We start from the raw sequence: 4,421 nt of genomic DNA on the forward strand, positions 1-4,421 counted from the left end.
CTGGCCCCCGCCCTTCGCTCGCGGGTGTGGCGTCGCCTGCTGCTGCGGGCCGGCGCCCCCGCCGGGGACCTCACCGCCGGTCACGTCGCCGCCTGCGATCGGCTCGTCACCGACTGGCACGGGCAGGGTCCGCTCCACCTGCCGGGCGACCTGCGGGTGCGCCGTGACCGCGACCGGGTGCACATCGCACGTGCGCCTGGTGGACAATGAGATCCGCCCGACCCGAGCAAGGAGAGCTGTGGACTCCCAGGACATCCAGGACGACCTCGTCGAGGTGCTCCTCACCGAAGAGCAGATCCAGACCCGACTCGGCGAGCTCGCCGCCGAGGTGTGGGAGCACTACGAGGGCAAGGACGTGCTCCTCGTCGGCGTGCTCAAGGGCGCGGTCATGGTCATGGCCGACTTCATGCGCCACCTGCCCGGCTCCGCCCCGATGGACTGGATGGCGGTGAGCTCCTACGGCTCCGGCACCAAGTCCTCCGGTGTCGTGCGCATCCTCAAGGACCTCGACGCCGACATCACCGACAAGCACGTGCTCATCGTCGAGGACATCATCGACTCCGGCCTGACGCTGTCGTGGATCCGCGCCAACCTCGAGTCGCGCTCGCCGGCCTCGGTCGAGATCCTCACCCTGCTGCGCAAGCCCGACGCGGCGAAGGTCGAGATCGACACCCGCTGGGTCGGCTTCGACATCCCCAACGAGTTCGTCGTCGGCTACGGCCTCGACTTCGCCGAGGGCTATCGCAACCTGCGCGACGTCGCGACGCTCGCGCCGCACGTCTACTCCTGAGGCCCTTCGACACGCTCGTTCCTCGCTCCTGCGGGAGCGGGGGTGGAACGGGGGTGGGCCACGGGGCGGTCGTGCGGGAACACCGCGCTCCGAGTGGTCGTTGACCAGATGGCCGCCGAATGGCGGTGTTCAGGTAGTTTCGTCCTGATCGCCCCGGCCCTGCCGGTGGCCGCCACGTCGTCGAGCCAGGAAGTCCGGGAAGCCCCCGTACCCGTATGAACGCCAAGAAGATCTTCCGTGCCCCCGCCTTCTGGGCGCTGCTGCTCATCGCAGTCTTCGTCCTGATGTTCACCACCCGCGGTGGCGGCGACTACGCGCGCGTGGACACCTCCGCGGCGGAAAAGCTGGTCACCGACGGCAAGGTGGACAAGGCCCACTTCACGACCGACAACCTCCTGCAGCTCGACCTCAAGAAGGGCGAGACCTATTCGGACGGCGAGGCGGTCAAGGACGCCGACAAGGTCGAGACCGAGTTCATCGACGCCCGCGCGGCCCACATGCTCAAGGTCGTCGACGACAACGTCGACGGCGTGCAGAACGACACCGTCGAGCAGCCGAGCGTCTGGTCCAGCCTGCTCCTGTCGCTGCTGCCCCTGCTGCTGCTCGTCGGTCTCTTCTGGTTCATCATCAGCCAGGCCCAGGGCGGCGGCTCCAAGGTCATGCAGTTCGGCAAGTCCAAGGCCAAGCTCGCGAGCAAGGACACCCCCAAGGTGACCTTCGCCGACGTGGCCGGCGCCGACGAGGCCGTCGAGGAGCTGCACGAGATCGTCGAGTTCCTCCGCGACTCCGGCAAGTTCCTCGCCGTGGGCGCCAAGATCCCGAAGGGCGTGCTGCTCTACGGCCAGCCGGGTACCGGTAAGACGCTGCTCGCGCGCGCCGTCGCCGGCGAGGCGGGCGTGCCCTTCTACTCGATCTCCGGCTCGGACTTCGTCGAGATGTTCGTCGGTGTCGGTGCCAGCCGTGTGCGCGACCTCTTCGAGCAGGCCAAGGCCAACCAGCCGGCGATCATCTTCGTCGACGAGATCGACGCCGTCGGTCGCCACCGCGGCGCCGGCCTCGGCGGTGGCCACGACGAGCGGGAGCAGACGCTCAACCAGCTGCTCGTCGAGATGGACGGCTTCGACGTCAAGACCAATGTCATCCTCATCGCGGCGACCAACCGCCCCGACATCCTCGACCCGGCGCTGCTGCGCCCGGGCCGCTTCGACCGGCAGATCGCCGTCGAGAACCCCGACATGCTCGGCCGGCACCGCATCCTCGAAGTGCACGCCGCGGGCAAGCCGATGGCCCCGGGCGTCGACCTGCTGGCCGTCGCCCGCCGCACCCCGGGCATGACCGGTGCCGACCTGGCCAACGTGCTCAACGAGGCGGCGCTGCTCACGGCCCGCTCGGACAAGCAGTTCATCGACGACGCGACCCTCGACGAGGCGATCGACCGCGTCATCGCCGGCCCGCAGAAGCGCACCCGGATCATGAGCGCCCAGGAGCGCAAGATCACCGCCTACCACGAGGGCGGTCACGCGCTCGTCGCCGCGGCGATGAACCACACCGACCCGGTCACCAAGATCACGATCCTGCCGCGCGGTCGGGCCCTCGGCTACACGATGGTGCTGCCCGTCGACGACAAGTACTCGACGACGCGCAACGAGATCCTCGACCAGCTGGCGTATGCCCTCGGTGGCCGCGTCGCGGAGGAGATCATCTTCCACGACCCGTCGACCGGCGCGTCCAACGACATCGAGAAGGCCACGTCGATGGCCCGCAAGATGGTCACCGAGTTCGGCATGAGCGAGCGCATCGGCGCGGTCAAGCTCGGCCAGTCGCAGGGTGAGGTCTTCCTCGGCCGCGACATGGGCCACCAGCGCGACTACTCCGAGACCATCGCCGGCATCGTCGACGAGGAGGTGCGCCGCTTCATCGAGGACGCCCACGACGAGGCCTGGCACGCGCTCAACGACAACCGCGACATCCTCGACCGGCTCGTCCTCGACCTGCTCGAGCACGAGACGCTCAACGCCAAGGAGCTCGCCGAGATCTTCGCCGATGTCGTCAAGCGCCCCAAGCGCCCGACCTGGTTGAGCAGCGAGCACCGCACGATCTCGACGATCCCCCCGGTGCTCACCCCGGCCGAGCGGGAGGCCGTCGCGGCGCGCGAGGCCGAGCAGACGCCTGCCGGCGACAGCACGGTCACCGAGGCGATCGACCGGGCCGCCGAGGAGGGTGCGAGCCTCTACCCGCAGGAGCACCCGACGACCGAGGTGCGCGAGGTGCCCCCGGGCGAGCAGGTCGACGGCGACGGGCACGCCTGAGCCATGACCGACGTCGACCTGCCGCGCATCGAGGCAGCCGTCCGCGAGATCCTCGTCGCCGTGGGGGAGGACCCCGATCGTGACGGGCTCGTCGACACCCCCGCCCGGGTGGCGCGGGCCTACGCGGAGACCTTCTCGGGGCTGCGGGCCGACCCCGCCGAGCTGCTCGCCACGACCTTCGACATCGACCACGACGAGCTCGTCCTCGTGCGCGACATCCCGCTGTACTCGACGTGCGAGCACCACCTCGTGCCCTTCCACGGCGTGGCCCACGTCGGCTACCTGCCCGGTGGCAGCGGCAAGGTGACCGGCCTGTCGAAGATCGCGCGTCTCGTCGACCTCTTCGCCAAGCGTCCCCAGGTGCAGGAGCGGCTCACCTCGCAGATCGCCGACGCCCTCGTCGAGCACCTCGACGTCGGCGGCGTCATCGTCGTCGTCGAGGCCGAGCACCTGTGCATGTCGATGCGCGGGGTGCGCAAGCCCGGCGCCCGCACGATCACCTCCGCCGTGCGTGGCCAGCTGCGCGACTCGACGACCCGGGCCGAGGCGATGGCCCTGCTCACCGGGGCCGCCCGGTGACCCACCCGGTCCTCGCGCAGCTCGCGGCGACCGCCGACCGCCGGCCGGCCGTCATGGGGGTCGTCAACGTCACGCCCGACTCCTTCAGCGACGGCGGCCGCTGGATCGAGAGCGACGCGGCCGTCGCACACGGCCGGCAGCTCGTCGCCGACGGCGCGCTGGTCGTCGACGTCGGCGGTGAGTCCACCCGGCCCGGCGCCACCCGCCCCTCCACCGACGAGGAGCTGCGCCGCGTCGTGCCCGTCGTCGAGGCCCTCGCGGCCGAGGGCGTCGTCGTCTCCGTCGACACGATGCGCGCCGAGGTCGCCGAGGCGGCCCTGGCGGCCGGTGGCGCGATCATCAACGACGTGAGCGGCGGACTGGCCGACCCGCAGATGCCCGACCTCGTGGCCCGCAGCGGTGCTCCCTTCGTCGTCATGCACTGGCGCGGCCACGCCCACGACATGCAGACCCGGGCCCACTACGACGACGTCGTCGGCGAGGTGTGCTCCGAGCTGACCGAGCGCGTCGACGCCCTGCTCGCCGCGGGCGCCGACCGGGAGCAGCTCGTCCTCGACCCGGGCATCGGCTTCGCCAAGACCGCGGAGCACAACTGGCAGCTCCTCGCCGGCCTCGAGCAGGTCGTCGACCTCGGCTACCCGGTGCTGCTCGGCACCTCGCGCAAGGGATTCCTCGGCAAGGTCGGCCGCGCCGAGGGGCAGGAGCGCGCCCTCGACGCCCGCGCCGTCGTCACCGCCGCCACG

At 70.8% G+C, this 4,421-nt stretch carries 5 protein-coding genes; all 5 read left to right on the forward strand.

Annotated elements, in window-relative coordinates:
• A partial coding sequence (locus AC2W7J_RS16215; RefSeq protein ID WP_485983667.1) for a TilS substrate-binding domain-containing protein occupies positions 1-210 on the forward strand: 210 nt, incomplete at its 5' end.
• A gap of 28 nt (positions 211-238) precedes the next feature.
• Complete coding sequence (hpt, locus tag AC2W7J_RS16220) at positions 239-790, forward strand: hypoxanthine phosphoribosyltransferase (protein WP_255184334.1); 552 nt, start codon at positions 239-241, stop codon at positions 788-790.
• Between the two features lie 215 nt (positions 791-1,005).
• Positions 1,006-3,099, forward strand: a complete 2,094-nt coding sequence (gene ftsH / locus AC2W7J_RS16225; RefSeq protein WP_255184333.1) for an ATP-dependent zinc metalloprotease FtsH — start codon at positions 1,006-1,008, stop codon at positions 3,097-3,099.
• A 3-nt stretch (positions 3,100-3,102) separates the two neighbouring features.
• Positions 3,103-3,678 carry a GTP cyclohydrolase I FolE gene (gene folE / locus AC2W7J_RS16230; RefSeq protein ID WP_255184332.1) on the forward strand — a complete coding sequence of 192 codons (576 nt, stop codon included), beginning with the start codon at positions 3,103-3,105 and terminating at the stop codon, positions 3,676-3,678.
• On the forward strand, positions 3,675-4,421 hold a 747-nt coding region (folP, locus tag AC2W7J_RS16235), incomplete at its 3' end, for a dihydropteroate synthase (protein ID WP_485983670.1). The genes folE and folP, both read left to right, overlap by 4 nt.

Source organism: Janibacter sp. CFPM2_SD2 (assembly GCF_057364645.1).